This window comes from Pseudomonas sp. PS01299, from assembly GCF_029960145.1.
Lineage (GTDB): Bacteria > Pseudomonadota > Gammaproteobacteria > Pseudomonadales > Pseudomonadaceae > Aquipseudomonas > Aquipseudomonas putida_A.
Genome location: NZ_JASCPO010000049.1, coordinates 17,415 through 34,365 on the forward strand (window position 1 = coordinate 17,415; position 16,951 = coordinate 34,365).

Sequence of the window (16,951 nt, forward strand, 5' to 3'; positions counted from 1 at the left end):
ACCAGGGGTCGCGCAGGTACATCAGCCGCGGTGTCGCGATTCCACTGCGTTGCGCAGGGTATCGATCAACGCCTGGATTCGGGCGTGTTGCATCTTCATCGAAGCCTTGTTGACCACCAGGCGCGAGCTGATCGTGGCGATCAGTTCCTGAGGTTCCAGGCCGTTGGCGCGCAGGGTGTTGCCGGTGTCGACCACGTCGATGATCTTGTCGGCCAGACCGATCAGCGGCGCCAGCTCCATCGAGCCGTAGAGCTTGATGATGTCGACCTGACGACCCTGTTCGGCGTAGTAACGCTTGGCAACGTTGACGAATTTGGTCGCCACACGCAGACGGCCCTTGGGCTCGGCCGCGCCGATCTTGCCGGCGGTCATCAGCTTGCACTGGGCAATCTGCAGATCCAGCGGCTCGTACAGGCCCTGGCCGGTGTATTCCATCAACACGTCTTTACCGGCGACGCCGAGGTCGGCCGCGCCATGCTCGACATAGGTCGGCACGTCGGTGGCACGCACGATCAACAGACGTACGTCATCCTGAGTGGTGGGGATGATCAGCTTGCGGCTCTTGTCCGGATTCTCGGTCGGCACGATGCCGGCTTCAGCGAGAAGCGGCAGAGTGTCGTCAAGGATGCGGCCCTTGGACAGTGCGATGGTCAACATGGGAAACGTCAGTCCTTATCAAGGTACTCATGCCCGGTCGCAATCGGCGCCGGACACACATCGAGCCGGATACCGGCTCGACTCGAAACGAATTCAGTGGACACTTCCCTGTGCCCAGTGCAGCTACTAGCCCGGAACGCGACGGATCTTGGCGCCCAGCATCTGCAGTTTTTCTTCGATGCACTCGTAACCACGGTCGATGTGGTAGATGCGGTCGATCAGGGTGTCGCCTTCGGCCACCAGTGCCGAGATCACCAGGCTGGCCGAAGCACGCAGGTCGGTGGCCATCACTGGCGCGCCCTTCAGGACTTCAGTACCGGTGACGATCGCAGTGTTGCCTTCGACCTGGATCTTGGCGCCCATGCGGTGCAGTTCGTACACGTGCATGAAACGGTTTTCGAAGATCGTCTCGATCACTGCGCCTGTGCCTTCGGCAATGGCGTTGAGCGAAATGAACTGGGCCTGCATGTCGGTCGGGAACGCCGGGTACGGCGCGGTGCGCACGTTGACCGCTTTCGGGCGCTTGCCGTGCATGTTCAGCTCGATCCAGTCTTCACCGCTGGTGACTTCAGCGCCGGCTTCACGGAGCTTTTCCAGAACGGCTTCGAGGATGGTCGGATCGGTGTCCTTGACCTTCACGCGGCCACCGGTGACCGCAGCGGCCACCAGGTAGGTGCCGGTTTCGATACGGTCAGGCATGACCTTGTAGAAGCACGAACCCAGACGCTCGACGCCATCGATGGTGATGGTGTCGGTGCCGGCGCCGGAAACCTTGGCGCCCATGGCGTTGAGGAAGTTCGCCAGGTCAACCACTTCCGGCTCGCGCGCGGCGTTCTGCAGGACGCTGCGGCCCTTGGCCAGGGCAGCTGCCATCATGATGTTTTCGGTACCGGTCACACTGACGGTATCGAAGAAGAAGCTGGCGCCGCGCAGGCCGCCTTCAGGCGCCTTGGCCTTGATGTAGCCGCCTTCGACGTCGATCACCGCGCCCATGGCTTCGAGGCCACGGATGTGCAGGTCAACCGGACGCGAACCGATGGCGCAACCGCCAGGCAGGGCGACTTCGGCTTCACCGAAACGCGCAACCATCGGGCCCAATACCAGGATCGAGGCACGCATGGTTTTCACCAGTTCGTACGGCGCGATCAGGGTCTTGATGGTGCGTGGGTCGATTTCGACGCTGAGTTTCTCGTCGATCACCGGCTCGATGCCCATGCGACCGAACAGCTCGATCATGGTGGTGATGTCGTGCAGGTGCGGCAGGTTGCCAACGGTCACCGGGCCATCGCACAGCAGGGTGGCAGCCAGAATCGGCAGGGCGGAGTTCTTCGCCCCGGAGATACGGATTTCGCCATCAAGACGAACGCCACCGGTAATAATCAATTTATCCATAAGAATCTCGACGCCCTTGGGCTCAGGTGCGCTCGGCCCAGGCCGCGCGGCTGAAAAATTTCATAGTGACCGCATGGATGCTGCCATCGGCGATCCACGGGTTCAAATGGGCATAGATGCTCTGCTGACGCTTGACCGGGCTTAACGCCGCCAGTTCATCGCTAATCACGTTCAGCTGAAAGTTGCAGCCTTCGCCTTCAACTTCCACCTGCGTTCCTGGCAGCTTCCCTTCAAGGAAGCTCTTCACTTCTACGGCCTGCATGCTCAACCTCAATCGGCGCCCTGTGCGCACGGGTCGGACATCATACAAAAAAGCCCCGCGCCTGCGAACCCCGCATTGGCAGGACTCTGACGGGGGGCTTGTTTATCGATGCGGGTTCAGGGGTGCGCCAGCAACTCGGTCAGTTCACTGACCTGAGCGATTTCGCGCATGTCTTCCGGCATCGCACGGATGCTGACGGCCTTGCCGGCCGCCTGGGCATCGCGCATGAAGCACAGCAGCAAGGACAAGCCGACGCTGCTGGACTTCTTCACTGCCGAGCAATCGATGACCAGCGATGCCGCCTTGCTGGACTTGATCAGCGCCTGGCCTTCCTTGCGCAGGTCGGGACCTGTGCGGTAATCCAGTACTCCACTGAGCAATAGCTCGTCGACGTCACTCATACGAACTGCCGCCTCATTCATTGCGCTGGCTTCTCGGCAGCTTTCTCGGTGGTTTCCTTGGCCTTGGCCACTTCGCCAGCCCAATTGTTGATGGTCTTGTCCAGATCGTTGCCATTGCGCTGCATCGCGTCGGCGAACTGATCACGGAACAGCTTGCCGATGTTGATGCCGTTGATGATCACATTGCGCAGTTTCCACTCGCCATTGATCTTCTCCAGCGTGTACTGCACAGGGTAGATCGCGCCGTTGTTGCCCTTGACGGTCATGCCGACGCTGGTGCGATCGCCGGACTCATCCTTGGCCGGATCAACGGTGATGCCCTGGTTGTTGTACTCGAGCAAAGCGTTGCCATAGAACTGGAACAGGCCGCGCTTGAAGTTTTCCTGGAAGGTCTGCATCTGCGCCGGCGTGGCCTTGCGCGAATACTTGACCGTCATGATGCTCTTGGAAATGCCTTCGGCATCCACCACAGGTCCGACGATGGTGTTCAGCGCCGTGTAGAAGTCCTGCGGATCCTTCTTGTACTTCTCTTTATTGGCCGACAAGTCGGCCAGCATCCGGTTCGTGGTGTCCTGAATCAGGTCGTGCGCCGACTGTCCGGGCGCAGCGCTAGCCAGCATCGGCAGTGCCGCAAGCAACACCAACAGGCCACGTCGCAAGGTAGAGATCATTCAAAAGCTCCTCATTTGGCGTCTTTGCTAACGGTATTGAGCAGGAATTTACCGATCAGGTCTTCCAGTACCAGAGACGACTGCGTGTCGTGGATGGTTCCACCATCCTTCAGACGGGTGTCTTCCCCGCCCACGCTGATACCGATGTACTTCTCGCCCAACAGGCCAGCGGTCAGGATAGACGCTGTGGAGTCGGTCGGCAGGTTGTCGACCTTTTTATCCACTTGCAGGGTTACCCGACCGGTGAAGCTGTCGCGATCCAGATCGATGGCCGTGACCTTGCCGATGGTTACGCCAGCCATGGTCACTTTGGCTCTGACCGTCAAACCGGCGATGTTGTCGAAGTAGGCATACAGTTTATAGGTGTCGGTGGTCGAAGTCGGAGACAGGCCACTGACCCGCAGAGCCAGTAGCAACAAAGCCAGGATCCCTGCCAGCAGGAACAGGCCGACACCGATTTCCAGGGTGCGGTTTTGCATCAGAAATCTCCAAACATCAAAGCGGTCAGAATAAAGTCCAGGCCCAGTACCGCCAGCGAGGCGAATACCACGGTCTTGGTGGTGGCGCGACTGATGCCCTCGGAAGTGGGCTCACAGTCATAGCCTTGGAAAACGGCGATCCAGGTCACGACGAAGGCGAAAACGATACTTTTGATGACGCCGTTGAGCACATCGCTGGTGAAGTTCACGCTGTTCTGCATGTTCGCCCAGTAGGAGCCTTCATACACGCCAAGCCAGTCGACAGCCACCCACGAACCGCCCCAGATTCCCACCACGCTGAAAATCATCGCCAGCACCGGCAGGGAAATGAAACCGGCCCACAGACGCGGGGCAATAATGTATTTGAGCGGATCGACACCGATCATTTCCAGGCTGGAAAGCTGTTCGGTGGACTTCATGTTGCCAATTTCTGCGGTCAGCGCCGAACCGGCACGCCCGGCAAACAGCAACGCCGTCACGACTGGCCCCAGTTCACGCAGCAACGTCAGGGCGACCATCTGCCCCACCGCCTGCTCCGAACCGTAGCTCGACAGAATACTGAAGCCCTGCAGCGCCAGCACCATGCCGATGAAAATCCCCGACACGACGATGATCACCAGCGACATCACGCCGACCGAATGCAACTGCTTGACCAGCAGGCCGAAACCGCCGCTGATACCGCCACGACCGAGCAGGGCGTGAAACAGGAACAGGGTCGCGCGGCCAAACACCGCGACGGCGTCGATCGCCGCCTCGCCGAACCGGCGTACGCGTTCTATTAATGAAATTTTGCGCATCAGCGCTTCCCCAGAAGATCTGCGCGGTAATCCGTCGCTGGAAAATGATACGGCACCGGGCCATCGGGGTTGCCGGTCATGAACTGGCGAATACGCGGTTCATCCGAATTCATCAATTCGTCCGGCGTGCCCTGCCCCAGCACCTGACCATCACCCACTACATAGATATAGTCAGCGATGCTCGCGGTTTCGGCCAGATCGTGGGAGACCACGATGCTGGTGATCCCCAGCGCATCGTTGAGCAGACGGATCAGGCGTACCAGCACGCCCATGGCGATCGGATCCTGACCGACGAAAGGCTCGTCATACATGAGAATCTGCGGATCGAGCGCAATCGCCCGGGCCAGGGCGACCCGACGCTTCATGCCGCCGGACAGCTCGTCGGGCATCAGCTCGATGGCACCGCGCAAACCGACCGCCTGCAATTTGAGCAGGACGATGTCGCGGATCATTTCATCCGGCAATTGGGTATGAACGCGCAGGGGGAAAGCGACGTTCTCGAAGACATCGAGATCGGTGAACAGCGCGCCGCTCTGAAACAGCACGCCCATGTGCTTGCGCGCATCGAACAGATCACTGCGCGACAGCGTCGGCAGGTTCTGGCCGTTGACCCAGACTTCGCCGCTGGATGGACGCAACTGCGCACCCATCAAGCGCAACAAAGTGGTCTTGCCGCACCCGGAAGGTCCCATGATGCCGGTAACCTTGCCACGCGGGATGCGAATATCGACGTTATTGAAAATGCTGCGCGCACCGCGCTTGAAGGAGACTCCCTTCAGCTCGACCGCGTAGGCGTTATCGGCACTCATCTAAACTCCTTGCGATGCAGCCTCTCACTCGGACGCCTGGCTTTCCGCAGAAAGCACATACCTCCCGGGCAGGCCGAACTGGCGGCGAACTATATCACTGCAAAGGCCAAGCGCCCAAGGCCCATGCCCCCCTGTGTTCAGCGATATGACAGGCGCGGCCGCGCTTTTTCAGGGTTTTGGTTACGAGGAATGACAAAGCACGACGAACTTGCGTGAGGCTTTTCAACATAACCGCTATAATCGCCGCCTTTTCATCGGGCTATACGATTTCTGACATGAGCCAATCCAGCGACCTGATTCAATCGGCACAACGCACCATCCGCCTCGAAGTGGAAGCCGTACAAGGCTTGTTGCCCCATATCGACGCCGATTTCGTACGCGCTTGCGAGATGATTCTGGCCAGCAAAGGCCGTGTGGTCGTGGTCGGCATGGGCAAATCCGGGCACGTCGGCAACAAGATTGCCGCGACCCTGGCCAGCACCGGCACCCCGGCATTTTTCGTCCACCCGGCCGAAGCCAGCCATGGCGACATGGGCATGATCACCCGCGACGACGTGATCCTCGCCCTCTCCAACTCCGGCTCGACCAACGAAATCGTCACCCTGCTGCCATTGATCAAGCGCCTCGGCATCCAGTTGATCAGCCTCACCGGCAATCCGCAGTCGCCGCTGGCCAAAGCTGCCGAAGTCAATCTCAACGTTCATGTCGAACACGAAGCCTGCCCGCTGAACCTGGCACCGACTTCCTCGACCACCGCCGCGCTGGTCATGGGCGATGCCCTGGCCGTGGCGCTGCTGGAAGCGCGTGGTTTCACCGCCGAAGATTTTGCCTTTTCACACCCGGGCGGCGCTCTGGGTCGACGCCTGCTGCTGAAAGTGGAAAACGTCATGCATGCCGGGCAAGAGCTGCCGCAAGTGCAGCGCGGCACCCTGCTCAAGGACGCGCTCATGGAAATGACCCGCAAGGGTCTGGGCATGACCGCGATCGTTGAAGCCGATGGCAAACTGGCCGGAATCTTCACCGACGGCGATTTGCGCCGCACGCTGGACCGCAGCATCGACATCCGCAGCGCCACCATCGACCAGGTCATGACCGCACACGGCAAGACCGCACGGCCCGAGATGCTCGCCGCCGAAGCCCTGAAAATCATGGAAGACCACCGAATCAACGCACTGGTTGTCGTGGACGAAGAAGATCGCCCGATCGGCGCCTTCAACCTCTCCGATCTGCTGCGTGCAGGAGTGATGTAATGACCACCGATCTGCTGCAACGCGGCAAAGCGATCAAACTGGCGGTGTTCGACGTCGACGGCGTCCTCACCGACGGGCGCCTGTACTTCCTCGAAGACGGCAGCGAATTCAAGACCTTCAACACCCTCGATGGCCAGGGCATCAAAATGCTGATGAATGCCGGTGTCGAGACTGCCATCATCAGTGGCCGCAAGACCCCGGTGGTTGAACGCCGGGCGAAGAACCTCGGTATCCCGCACCTGTTTCAGGGTCGCGAAGACAAATTGGTGGTTCTGGACGGCCTGCTGGCGCAACTGGGCCTAAGCTATGAACAGGTCGCCTACCTGGGTGACGACCTGCCTGACTTGCCGGTGATCCGCCGCGTAGGGCTGGGCATGGCCGTTGCCAATGCTGCCGACTTCGTGCGCGAACACGCCCATGGCGTCACTCGGGCCCGCGGTGGCGAAGGTGCCGCCCGCGAATTCTGCGAATTGATCCTGCGCGCCCAGGGCCGCCTCGATGCGGCCAACGCCGCGTACCTGTGAGCCAAATCATGTTTAGCAAAAAATTTCGCAACTTCCTGCTGTTCGGCTGCATCGCTGCGATGTTTGCGGCGGTCGGCTACTGGAACATCAGTCCGGAACGTTTCCTCGACAAGCCTGTGGCCAAGGTCGAAGACACTGCCATCGACTGGTACGCCACCAATACGCATACCCTGCAATATCTGCCGGACGGCAAAGTGCAGTACGAAATGACGTCGGACAAGGCCGAACACCTGAAAGCGACGGATGTGACTCTGGTTACCAAACCCGACCTCAACATGTATCGCGGCACCGAGTTTCCGTGGCACGTGACCAGCGAACGCGGCGAAGTGAATCCGGACGGAACGCAGGTAGAATTGATCGACTCGGTACGCATCAAGCGCACCGATGAAAAGAAACGCGACACCCTGATCACCAGCACACGCATGACGGTGTTCCCTCAGCAGCAATATGCGCAGACCGAGCAACCCGTTAGAATCGACGGCGCTGGCGGTGTATCGACTGGCGTGGGAATGAAGGCGTATTTGAAGGAAAGCAGGATACACCTGCAATCGAACGTAAGAGGACAGTATGAGGCTCGTTAAAACCCTCCCTATTTTGCTCAGTCTGGGCGCAGCACTGGGAAGCGTGAGCGCCTGGGCTCTGCCGAACGATCAGCAGCAACCTATCCGCATTCAGGCCGACGACGCCCAGCTGGACGACAAGAACGGCATCGCCACCTATAAAGGTGATGTGATCATCACCCAGGGCTCGATGATCGTTAAGGGCAATACGGTGACCATCACCCGTACTCCGACCGGCGATATCGACGTGGTGACCTCGGTGGGCAACCTTGCCTACTTCGAGCAACTGCAAACCCAGGGTGACGCCAAGCCTGTTCAGGGCTGGGGCGTGACGATTCAGTACCACGCCGCGCAAAACCGCGTCGTGCTGATCGACAAGGCCAAGGTTGTCGACAAGGACAACAACACCACTCAGGGCGAGAAAATCGTCTATGACACGGTGAAGAAACTGGCCAGTGCCGGTCGCGCTACCGGCAGCAAAGTCACCGAAGCGCGTCCGCGTATCGACATGGTGATCCAGCCGAAGAAGAAAACCGACGAGAAAACCCAGTAATGGCAACTCTGAAAGCTCAACACCTGGCCAAGGCCTATAAAAGCCGCCAGGTTGTGCGCGACGTCAGCCTGTCGATCGACAGCGGCCAGATCGTTGGCCTGCTCGGCCCGAACGGTGCCGGCAAGACCACCTGTTTCTACATGATCGTCGGCCTTGTGCAGGCCGATCAGGGTCGCGTGCTGATCGATGATCTGGACGTCAGCCATCAGCCGATGCACGGCCGCGCCAAGGCCGGTATCGGCTATCTGCCGCAAGAAGCGTCGATCTTCCGCAAACTGTCGGTGGCCGATAACATCATGGCCATCCTCGAAACCCGCACGGAACTCGACAAGGCCGGTCGTCGCAAGGAACTGGAAAGCCTGCTGCAGGAATTCCACATCAGCCACATCCGCGACAACCTCGGCATGAGCCTGTCCGGTGGTGAACGCCGCCGGGTGGAAATCGCCCGCGCCCTGGCGACCGCACCGAAATTCATCCTGCTCGACGAGCCGTTCGCCGGTGTCGACCCGATTTCGGTCGGCGACATCAAGCAGATCATCCATCACCTCAAGGCCAAGGGCATCGGTGTTCTTATCACCGACCACAACGTGCGTGAGACCCTGGATATCTGCGAAACCGCCTACATCGTCAACGACGGTCAACTGATCGCGGAAGGCGATGCGGCGACCATCCTTGCCAACGATCTGGTGAAGGAAGTGTACCTGGGCCACGAGTTCCGCCTGTAAGCACCAAGGCACTTGGCCAGCCTCCGGGTGCTGTATCGATGAAGCAGGCTTTTATACGCTTTTATTGTTACAGCGCTCTGGGCAGACACGACGCCTCAAAGATGTTCACCGTGCTCCGACGCGATGCGTCAACAAAGTTTTATACGCTTTTATTGTTACAGCGCTCTAGGCAAACACGACAGTTTCAGGCATATAATTTGCTTAAGTTTGGCGCTCCGGCGCCCTGTAGTGGATGGCGCATGCGCGCCGGCGAATAAGGTGTTAAGCCCCTGCCATGAAACCATCGCTAGTCTTGAGAATGGGCCAGCAGCTGACGATGACACCGCAGCTGCAACAGGCCATCCGCCTGCTCCAATTGTCGACCCTGGACCTGCAACAGGAAATCCAGGAGGCCCTGGAATCCAATCCGATGCTCGAACGCCAGGAAGAAGGCGACGACTTCGACAATACCGATCCTTTGGCCGACAACGCCGAACAAAAACCCAACACCGACATTCAGGAACCGTCCTATCAGGAAGCCGCCCCGACGGTGGACAATCTGGAAGATGGCGAATGGAACGAGCGCATTCCTAACGAACTGCCCGTTGATACCGCCTGGGAAGACGTCTACCAGACCAGCGCCAGCAGCCTGCCCAGCAGCGATGACGACGAGTGGGACTTCACCACCCGCACGTCCGCCGGCGAAAGCCTGCAAAGCCATCTGCTGTGGCAATTGAACCTGGCGCCGATGTCCGACACCGACCGCCTGATCGCCGTGACCCTGATCGATTGCATCAACAATCAGGGCTACCTGGACGAAACCCTCGAAGAAATTCTCGACGCCTTTGATCCGGAGCTCGACATCGAGCTGGACGAGATCGAAGCCGTTCTGCACCGCATTCAGCAGTTCGAACCGGCCGGTATCGGCGCGCGCAACCTCGGCGAATGCCTGCTGCTGCAACTGCGTCAGCTCCCGGCCAAGACCCCGTGGCTCAACGAAGCCAAACGTCTGGTCAGCGATTACATCGATCTGCTCGGCAGTCGCGACTACAGCCAGTTGATGCGGCGTATGAAGCTCAAGGAAGACGAGTTGCGTCAGGTCATCGAACTGGTGCAAAGCCTCAATCCGCGTCCGGGCTCGCAGATCGAATCGACCGAAGCCGAGTACGTGGTGCCCGACGTCATTGTGCGCAAGGATAACGAACGCTGGCTGGTCGAGCTGAATCAGGAGTCAGTGCCCCGTCTGCGGGTTAACGCGCAGTACGCCGGTTTCGTCCGTCGCGCCGACACCAGCGCCGACAACACCTTCATGCGCAACCAGTTGCAAGAGGCACGCTGGTTCATCAAGAGCCTGCAAAGCCGCAACGAAACCCTGATGAAGGTGGCCACCCAGATCGTCGAGCATCAGCGCGGCTTCCTGGAGTATGGCGATGAAGCCATGAAGCCGTTGGTCCTGCATGACATCGCCGAGGCGGTCGGCATGCACGAATCGACGATTTCCCGGGTCACCACGCAGAAATTCATGCATACCCCGCGCGGTATTTATGAACTGAAATACTTTTTCTCCAGCCACGTCAGCACCTCCGAAGGCGGTGAATGCTCGTCGACGGCGATCCGCGCGATCATCAAAAAACTGGTTGCGGCGGAAAATCAGAAAAAGCCGTTGAGTGACAGCAAGATCGCTGGTTTACTGGAGGCACAAGGCATTCAGGTGGCTCGCCGCACCGTCGCCAAGTACCGCGAATCCCTCGGGATCGCGCCTTCGAGCGAACGCAAGCGGTTGATGTAAGCCACGTTACAGCGTTCCAGTGGCAGGCTCTTCGGCCTGCCGCTTTATGCACTGGCAACGAAGGAGAAGCTGTATGCAAGTCAACATCAGTGGACACCAACTGGAAGTGACCGAACCTCTGCGCACCTACATCAACGAGAAACTCGAACGATTGGAGCGCCATTTCGACAAGATCACCAACGTGCAAGTCACGATGTGCGTCGAAAAGCTCAAGCAGAAAATCGAAGCCACCTTGCATATACCCGGCAGCGAAGTGGTCGCTAACGCAGAAGATACTGACATGTACGCTGCGATCGACTCACTGACCGACAAGCTGGATCGCCAACTCAAAAAGCATAAGGAAAAGACCCAGAGCCTCCTTCAGGGCGCGACAGGTCGTTAACACTCCCAACCCATGATCCGACTTGAAAGTATCCTGACCCCCGGCCGTTCCCTGGTGAACGTGCCGGGCGGCAGTAAAAAGAAAGCCCTCGAACAGATTGCCAACCTCATCCATAAAGAAGTGCCGGATCTGGCCATGCAGGATGTTTTCGAGAGCCTGGTAGCCCGTGAGAAACTCGGATCCACCGGTTTCGGCAACGGCATCGCCATTCCCCACTGTCGCCTCAAAGGCTGCGAAGCGCCTATCAGCGCGTTGATGCACCTTGATGCCCCCATCGATTTCGATGCCATCGACGGCGCACCGGTCGACCTGCTGTTTGTACTGCTGGTCCCGGAAGCGGCCACCGATGCCCACCTGGAATTACTGCGCCAGATCGCCAGCATGCTCGATCGCAAGGAAGTGCGCGAAAAACTGCGCAGCGCACCGAGCAACGAAGCCTTGTATCAGGTCGTCCTGAGCGAGCAGAACGGTCATTAATCATGCGTTTGATCATCGTCAGCGGCCGCTCCGGCTCGGGTAAAAGTACCGCCCTGAATGTCCTTGAGGACAACGGCTACTACTGCATCGACAACCTGCCGGCCGGTCTGCTGCCGGAACTCGCCGAACGCGCCCTGATTCACACCGAACTGGCCCAGCCGCTGGTGGCCGTGTCGATCGATGCACGCAATCTGCCGAGCCACCTGTCGCGTTTCCCCGAACTGCTTGAAGAAGTCCGTGCCCGGCACATCCAGTGCGATGTGCTGTATCTGGATGCCGACGAAGAAACCCTGCTCAAGCGCTTCTCGGAAACCCGCCGGCGCCATCCATTGAGCACTGCCAACCGCTCGCTGGCCGAAGCGATCGAAGATGAAACCGCCCTGCTCGGCCCGATCGCCGACCTGGCCGACCTCAAGGTCAACACCACCAATCTGAATCTGTACCAGTTGCGTGACACCATCAAGCTGCGACTGCTGAACCAGCCGGAACCGGGCACGGCGTTTCTGGTCGAGTCGTTCGGCTTCAAGCGCGGCATGCCGGTGGACGCGGATCTGGTGTTCGATGTGCGCTGCCTGCCCAATCCTTACTGGAAACCGGAACTGCGTGCACAATCGGGTCTCGACGCACCGGTCGCCGAGTACCTGGCTGCACAACCGGAGGTTGAGGAGATGTTTCAAGATATCTACGGCTACCTGTACAAATGGCTGCCACGCTTTGCCGCGAGTAATCGCGCCTATGTCACCATTGCCATTGGCTGCACCGGCGGGCATCACCGCTCCGTTTACCTGACCGAACGTCTGGGTCAGGCCCTGCAGAAAACCCTGAAGAACGTCCAGGTTCGCCACCGCGACCTCACTTAAAGGATTCACACCGCGATGCCTGCTCTGGAAATCGAAATCATCAATAAACTGGGCCTGCACGCCCGAGCGTCGGCCAAGTTCGTCGGGGTGGCGGGCCAGTTCCCGGATTGCACGATCAGAGTGGGTCGCACGCCAGAAACCACAGTGGATGGCAAAAGCATCATGGCGATGATGATGCTCGCCGCCGGCAAGGGTACGAAGATCTATCTGAGCACCGAAGGCCATCAGGAACAGGAAGCGCTGGATGCGCTGGTGGCGTTGATCAACAACTACTTCGATGAGGGTGGTTGATCGTTTAAAGATCAAAAGATCAAAAGATCGCAGGCTGCGATCTTTTGATATTCAACCCAACGCCGTATCCATCACCATCATCAGACAAAACCCGATCAGCAAGCCAAGACTGGCCAGCTTGTCATGACCATTGCGGCGCGATTCCGGAATGACTTCGTGCGTCACCACCAGCAACATAGCCCCCGCCGCCAGCGCCAGCCCCAACGGCAATAACAGCTCCGCCAGACTGACCAGCCAGGCACAGAGCAGTGCAAACACCGGCTCGACCAACCCTGAAGCCGCACCGATCAAGAACGCCCTGACCCGCGACATTCCCGCCCCCGCCAGTACCAGCGCAATCACCAATCCCTCTGGCACATCCTGCAAGGCGATGCCCATCGCCAGACTGTCGGCATCCGGCATGCCGCCGCCAGCGGACACCCCCACCGCCATGCCTTCCGGGATGTTGTGAGCAATGATGGCGAAGACGAACAGCCAGATGCGCGGCGGAATCACCGGGTGCTCGGGGGTACCGACGAGCATTTCCGGTGAGGCGCCGCACAGTTTCAGATCCACCAGATACAAACCGAATGCACCGAGCATGATGCCGAAGCAAATCAGCCCGCTGGCGGCCAACGGTGTCAGGCCCAGACTTTCGGCAGCAGCGATGCCCGGCACGATCAGCGAAAACGCGGTCGCCGCCAGCATCACGCCGGCGCCGAAACCCAGTAGCGTATCGCTGAGCCTCTGCGGCATACGCCGGATCACCAGCACCGGCACCGCGCCGAGCGCCGTGCCGAGGGCGCAGATCGCGCCGCCCTGCAATGCGCGTGACAATCGCGGCTGCAGATCCAGCCAGTCCAGCCCGTGCACGGCCAGCAGGGTCATGCCCGCCAGCAGCAACAGCGACCCGACCGCGTAACGAAACATGCGCCCACCGCCAATCGCCAGTGTTTCAGTGCCCATAGTCAGCCCTGGATTGTTTTTATAGAAGACTTAAACCAGTGCAGCCTGGTAGCGCGCAGCAACTTCCGGCCAGTTGATCACGTTGTAGAACGCGTTGATGTATTCCGGGCGACGGTTCTGATAACGCAGGTAATAGGCGTGTTCCCAAACATCCAGACCGAGAATCGGCGTGTTGCCGTTCATCAACGGGCTGTCCTGATTGCCGCTACTTTCCACGACCAGTTTTTTCTCCGGGGTCACGCTGAGCCAGGCCCAGCCGCTGCCGAAACGGGTCAACGCGGCCTTGGTGAAGGCTTCCTTGAAGCTGTCGAGGCCGCCCAGTTGCGCCTCGATGGCCTTGGCCAGCGCGCCGTCCGGCTTACCACCGCCGTTGGGCACCATGACTTCCCAGAACAGCGAATGGTTGGCATGCCCGCCACCCTGATTGATCACCGCCGCGCGGAGTTTTTCCGGCAACTGCTGAACGCTGGCGACCAGTTTTTCCACCGGCCATTCGGCGTACTCAGTGCCTTCGACGGCGGCATTGAGGTTGTTGATGTAGGTCTGGTGGTGCTTGGTGTAGTGGATCTCCATGGTTTGCGCATCGATGTGCGGTTCCAGGGCATCGTAGGCGTAAGGCAAGGCTGGCAAGGTAAAAGCCATTTCAGTGGACTCCATGTTGATGTGAGACTGAGGCGCGGCGTGCATTGCCGGTGTCCGGGTGCAGCAGGCGCTGGGTGCGCGGGTATTCGCCGTGTTCGCTGATGAAATTCAGCAGTTCGACGTAGGTCTTGCTGCTCTGGCGCAACGCCGCTTCACGCAGGGCCGGGCGCAGGCGCTCGTCCTGCATGGTCTGCAACAGCCGTTGATGAATCGCGCAGAGGTACTCGGCGCTCTCCTCCGGCTGATTCAGGCGCAGGTGCAGATCCGCCAGGTTGTGGTGGGAGATGACGCAGGCCGCCACCGCTTCGTCGGCATCGGCCCAGCGTTCGAATAGCACTTGCGCCAGGGCCAGGGCTTGCAGGTAAGCCTCGCGGGCGTCGATCAGCTCGCCGAGCATGAAGCAGCGATTGGCCCGTTCGATCGTGCGTTTCCAGTGCTCCATGGTGAGCCTCCAAAGCGGTTGCGGGGTTTACACGCCGCCGGCGGTGAGTTTCTCGGGGTTGAGCAACTCTTCCAGGTGGCTGCGCGACAGATCGGTGTGTTCCAGCGCGACGTCGATCACCGGGCGGCCCTGCTTGTAGGCCTGCTTGGCGATTTCGGCGGCTTTCTGATAGCCGATGATCGGGTTGAGCGCCGTGACTAGGATCGGATTACGCGACAGCGCTTCTTTGAGCCGCGACTCGTTGACCTTGAAGCTGGCGATGGCCTTGTCGCCGAGCAGACGACTGGCATTGGCCAGCAGTTCGATGCTGCTCAGCAGGTTCTGGGCGATGATCGGCAGCATCACGTTCAGCTCGAAGTTGCCCGACTGGCCGGCGATGGTGATCACCGAATCGTTGCCGATCACTTGCGCAGCGACCATCGCAGTAGCTTCCGGAATCACCGGATTAACCTTGCCCGGCATGATCGACGAACCCGGTTGCAGGGCTTCCAGCTCGATCTCGCCAAGGCCGGCGAGCGGACCAGAGTTCATCCAGCGCAGGTCGTTGGCGATTTTCATCAGCGACACGGCGGTAGCCTTGAGCTGACCGGAGACGGCGACGGCGGTGTCCTGCGAGCCGATCAGGGCGAACAGATCCTTGCCCGGAGTTAATTGCACATTCGTCAGTTGGCTGAGCTGGCGACTGAAACGCTTGGCAAACTCCGGATGCGCGTTGATCCCGGTGCCGACCGCCGTACCGCCCTGCGCCAGCGATTGCAGGCTCGGCAGCAAGTCCTGCAGATGACCGATGTTGGCCTTGAGCTGCTGCGCCCAGCCATTGAGCACCTGACTCATGCGCACCGGCATCGCGTCCATCAAGTGCGTGCGGCCGGTTTTGACGTGGTGGTGCACCTGTTCGGCTTTGTTTTCGATGACCTGCACCAGATGCAACAGCGCCGGCAGCAGTTGTTCGTGCAACGCCAGGGCGGCGCTGACGTGGATGGTGGTCGGAATGATGTCGTTGCTGCTCTGGCCGCAGTTGACGTGATCGTTCGGGTTGACCGGCTCGCCAAGCAGTCGGCTGGCGAGGGTCGCGATCACTTCGTTGGCGTTCATGTTGGAGCTGGTGCCGGAGCCGGTCTGGAAGATATCCACCGGGAAATGCTGCATGAAGTCGCCTTCGAGCAGGCCTTGGGCCGCATCGCTGATGGCTTTGCCCTGGCCGGCGCTGAGCTGGTTGAGCTCGACGTTGGCCCGCGCGGCGGCGGCTTTGGCGAGGATCAGCGCACGGATGAATTGCGTTGGCATCGGCTTGCCGCTGATCGGGAAGTTATCCACTGCACGCTGGGTCTGCGCGCCATAGAGAGCGTCCACCGGCACCTGTAGTTCGCCCATGCTGTCGCGCTCAATACGAGTCTTGGTCATCGGTAAATCCTTGGACTAATTCAATGAGAGGAATCGAGGGAAGCAACTCGCAGGTCGCCAGTTGCCAGGTGTAGCGCTGCCAGCGCTGGAGCCGACAGTTGCACAGAGAGAGGCGCTCCATTTCACGCAACGGACGCCAGGCTTGATCGAGACACAGGCTGCGCCAGTGCCACGGCAACGCGATGTCGGTGGCTGTGTCGAGCAGCAGACGGAAGGAGGTTTCAGCGATGGTCCACGGGGAAGTCGCCGTACAGCAGGCCAGATAACGGCCTTCGGCCAGGTAATGTTCGATCAGGCGTGGTTCGTCAGGATCCATCGCGCAACGGATCTGTCGACTCATCCAGCGCCAGCTTTCGAGGTACGGCTGCTCGTGCAAGGCAGAACTCATGATCCGGGACTCGTTCGGAGATGAGATTTATTATTATATGATAATGAGAACCAAAACAAGAGCGCCTGATTACACAGACTTCATCGGGGCAGCGAGCCTGCTCGCGAAGGCGTCGTGTCAGTCACCGCTGGGGTCGGCCGCTTTCGCGAGCAGGCTCGCTCCCACAAGGTTTTGTGTGGAGCCAAGAAAAAAGGCGCGCCACCCGATGAGGTGGCGCGCCTTTCTTGTCTGACCGCTGGGGCTTAGCTGCCCGCCACAGGCAGCCCCGCGAT

The 16,951-nt window shown here is 59.7% G+C and carries 23 protein-coding genes; 10 read left to right on the forward strand and 13 right to left on the reverse strand.

Annotated features, from left to right (window positions below):
- Positions 1 to 21: 21 nt before the first annotated feature.
- From hisG to QMX91_RS11595, 8 genes are all read right to left on the reverse strand, one after another.
- Positions 22 to 657 (reverse strand): ATP phosphoribosyltransferase, encoded by a 636-nt coding sequence (gene hisG / locus QMX91_RS11560; protein ID WP_007967226.1) that lies wholly within the window; start codon positions 655 to 657, stop codon positions 22 to 24.
- A 126-nt stretch (positions 658 to 783) separates the two neighbouring features.
- A complete protein-coding gene (gene murA / locus QMX91_RS11565) occupies positions 784 to 2,049 on the reverse strand; it encodes a UDP-N-acetylglucosamine 1-carboxyvinyltransferase (RefSeq protein ID WP_045122295.1) in 1,266 nt (421 codons plus the stop codon).
- A gap of 22 nt (positions 2,050 to 2,071) precedes the next feature.
- Entirely contained in the window at positions 2,072 to 2,311 is a 240-nt protein-coding gene (locus QMX91_RS11570) for a BolA family protein (RefSeq protein WP_003221710.1), read from the reverse strand.
- Positions 2,312 to 2,427: 116 nt separating this feature from the next.
- Positions 2,428 to 2,733, reverse strand: coding sequence for an STAS domain-containing protein (locus QMX91_RS11575; protein WP_027610853.1), 306 nt, complete (start codon positions 2,731 to 2,733; stop codon positions 2,428 to 2,430).
- Entirely contained in the window at positions 2,730 to 3,383 is a 654-nt protein-coding gene (locus tag QMX91_RS11580; RefSeq protein WP_027610852.1) for an ABC transporter substrate-binding protein, read from the reverse strand. The genes QMX91_RS11575 and QMX91_RS11580 overlap by 4 nt, the downstream gene beginning before the upstream one ends.
- Positions 3,384 to 3,394: 11 nt before the next feature.
- Positions 3,395 to 3,862, reverse strand: a complete 468-nt coding sequence (gene mlaD, locus QMX91_RS11585) for an outer membrane lipid asymmetry maintenance protein MlaD (protein WP_007967220.1) — start codon at positions 3,860 to 3,862, stop codon at positions 3,395 to 3,397.
- Entirely contained in the window at positions 3,862 to 4,659 is a 798-nt protein-coding gene (gene mlaE, locus QMX91_RS11590; protein ID WP_134785443.1) for a lipid asymmetry maintenance ABC transporter permease subunit MlaE, read from the reverse strand. Before mlaE ends, mlaD begins: the two co-directional genes overlap by 1 nt.
- Complete coding sequence (locus tag QMX91_RS11595) at positions 4,659 to 5,468, reverse strand: ATP-binding cassette domain-containing protein (protein ID WP_003221703.1); 810 nt, start codon at positions 5,466 to 5,468, stop codon at positions 4,659 to 4,661. Before QMX91_RS11595 ends, mlaE begins: the two co-directional genes overlap by 1 nt.
- Before the next feature lie 275 nt (positions 5,469 to 5,743).
- Between QMX91_RS11595 and QMX91_RS11600 the strand changes: the two genes are divergently transcribed.
- From QMX91_RS11600 to QMX91_RS11645, 10 genes are all read left to right on the forward strand, one after another.
- The gene (locus tag QMX91_RS11600) at positions 5,744 to 6,718 is read left to right on the forward strand and encodes a KpsF/GutQ family sugar-phosphate isomerase (protein WP_027610849.1); all 975 of its coding nucleotides are present in this window, start codon (positions 5,744 to 5,746) and stop codon (positions 6,716 to 6,718) included.
- Positions 6,718 to 7,242 carry an HAD family hydrolase gene (locus QMX91_RS11605; RefSeq protein WP_007967216.1) on the forward strand — a complete coding sequence of 175 codons (525 nt, stop codon included), beginning with the start codon at positions 6,718 to 6,720 and terminating at the stop codon, positions 7,240 to 7,242. Before QMX91_RS11600 ends, QMX91_RS11605 begins: the two co-directional genes overlap by 1 nt.
- Before the next feature lie 8 nt (positions 7,243 to 7,250).
- Positions 7,251 to 7,823: an LPS export ABC transporter periplasmic protein LptC gene (gene lptC / locus QMX91_RS11610; protein WP_027610848.1), complete on the forward strand. Its 573-nt coding sequence runs from the start codon at positions 7,251 to 7,253 to the stop codon at positions 7,821 to 7,823.
- Positions 7,810 to 8,355, forward strand: a complete 546-nt coding sequence (gene lptA, locus QMX91_RS11615; RefSeq protein ID WP_096795357.1) for a lipopolysaccharide transport periplasmic protein LptA — start codon at positions 7,810 to 7,812, stop codon at positions 8,353 to 8,355. The genes lptC and lptA overlap by 14 nt, the downstream gene beginning before the upstream one ends.
- Positions 8,355 to 9,080: an LPS export ABC transporter ATP-binding protein gene (gene lptB, locus QMX91_RS11620; protein ID WP_007967211.1), complete on the forward strand. Its 726-nt coding sequence runs from the start codon at positions 8,355 to 8,357 to the stop codon at positions 9,078 to 9,080. Before lptA ends, lptB begins: the two co-directional genes overlap by 1 nt.
- Positions 9,081 to 9,354: 274 nt before the next feature.
- The gene (locus tag QMX91_RS11625; protein ID WP_027610846.1) at positions 9,355 to 10,848 is read left to right on the forward strand and encodes an RNA polymerase factor sigma-54; all 1,494 of its coding nucleotides are present in this window, start codon (positions 9,355 to 9,357) and stop codon (positions 10,846 to 10,848) included.
- A gap of 73 nt (positions 10,849 to 10,921) precedes the next feature.
- A complete protein-coding gene (raiA, locus tag QMX91_RS11630; protein ID WP_025109458.1) occupies positions 10,922 to 11,230 on the forward strand; it encodes a ribosome-associated translation inhibitor RaiA in 309 nt (102 codons plus the stop codon).
- Between the two features lie 12 nt (positions 11,231 to 11,242).
- Positions 11,243 to 11,707 (forward strand): PTS IIA-like nitrogen regulatory protein PtsN, encoded by a 465-nt coding sequence (ptsN, locus tag QMX91_RS11635; protein ID WP_027610845.1) that lies wholly within the window; start codon positions 11,243 to 11,245, stop codon positions 11,705 to 11,707.
- Positions 11,708 to 11,709: 2 nt separating this feature from the next.
- Positions 11,710 to 12,567: an RNase adapter RapZ gene (gene rapZ / locus QMX91_RS11640; RefSeq protein WP_027610844.1), complete on the forward strand. Its 858-nt coding sequence runs from the start codon at positions 11,710 to 11,712 to the stop codon at positions 12,565 to 12,567.
- Between the two features lie 15 nt (positions 12,568 to 12,582).
- Positions 12,583 to 12,858 carry an HPr family phosphocarrier protein gene (locus QMX91_RS11645; RefSeq protein ID WP_003221684.1) on the forward strand — a complete coding sequence of 92 codons (276 nt, stop codon included), beginning with the start codon at positions 12,583 to 12,585 and terminating at the stop codon, positions 12,856 to 12,858.
- A 51-nt stretch (positions 12,859 to 12,909) separates the two neighbouring features.
- On the opposite strand, the gene QMX91_RS11650 is transcribed toward QMX91_RS11645, so the two are convergent.
- Genes QMX91_RS11650 through QMX91_RS11670 form a run of 5 tightly spaced genes read right to left on the reverse strand, consistent with a single transcriptional unit; the run spans position 12,910 to position 16,679 of the window.
- Positions 12,910 to 13,803 carry a ZIP family metal transporter gene (locus QMX91_RS11650; protein WP_282412732.1) on the reverse strand — a complete coding sequence of 298 codons (894 nt, stop codon included), beginning with the start codon at positions 13,801 to 13,803 and terminating at the stop codon, positions 12,910 to 12,912.
- Between the two features lie 30 nt (positions 13,804 to 13,833).
- A complete protein-coding gene (locus QMX91_RS11655; protein WP_115986705.1) occupies positions 13,834 to 14,445 on the reverse strand; it encodes a superoxide dismutase in 612 nt (203 codons plus the stop codon).
- 1 nt (position 14,446) lies between these two features.
- Entirely contained in the window at positions 14,447 to 14,887 is a 441-nt protein-coding gene (locus QMX91_RS11660; RefSeq protein ID WP_282412733.1) for a hypothetical protein, read from the reverse strand.
- Positions 14,888 to 14,914: 27 nt separating this feature from the next.
- Entirely contained in the window at positions 14,915 to 16,291 is a 1,377-nt protein-coding gene (locus QMX91_RS11665; protein WP_134785441.1) for a class II fumarate hydratase, read from the reverse strand.
- Positions 16,272 to 16,679 carry a hypothetical protein gene (locus QMX91_RS11670; RefSeq protein ID WP_027610839.1) on the reverse strand — a complete coding sequence of 136 codons (408 nt, stop codon included), beginning with the start codon at positions 16,677 to 16,679 and terminating at the stop codon, positions 16,272 to 16,274. Before QMX91_RS11670 ends, QMX91_RS11665 begins: the two co-directional genes overlap by 20 nt.
- Between the last annotated feature and the right edge of the window lie 272 nt (positions 16,680 to 16,951).